Here is a 344-nt window from a genome sequence, read left to right as displayed (position 1 = left end):
GTAAGCGGCCAAAAAAAGCAACCATGCCATTGGTGTCAAAACCGGCATCCCGCAAAATCTGAAAGCCGATGCGATCAGCCTCCCGTTCAGCCTCGCGGCTAAAATTCAATTGTTTCTGGATAGCGAGCCCCTGCCCGCCAGCGGCCACTGCCATCGCGGCATCGGGGCTGGAGCGGGCAGCTAAAATTGCCAGTGCGAGTGCAGCCAAAGGGATAAACGCATCATATTTCTGACCCGCGATCATGCGGGCTATATGGCGTTGTGCCACATGACCAATTTCGTGCCCCATCACAGATGCGAGTTCTGATTCCGATTGCGCAGCGAGTATCAGGCCGGAGTGAAAA

General features: G+C 55.2%; 1 protein-coding gene. It reads right to left on the bottom strand.

The window, feature by feature from the left end:
* A partial coding sequence (locus KDM89_RS20775) for a M48 family metalloprotease (RefSeq protein ID WP_212689733.1) occupies positions 1–344 on the bottom strand: 344 nt, incomplete at both ends.

Origin of the sequence: Cognatundibacterium luofuense (assembly GCF_018139685.1) — a bacterium.
Lineage (GTDB): Bacteria > Pseudomonadota > Gammaproteobacteria > Burkholderiales > Burkholderiaceae_D > Undibacterium > Undibacterium luofuense.
This window is presented reverse-complemented; position numbering and strand designations above follow the sequence as displayed.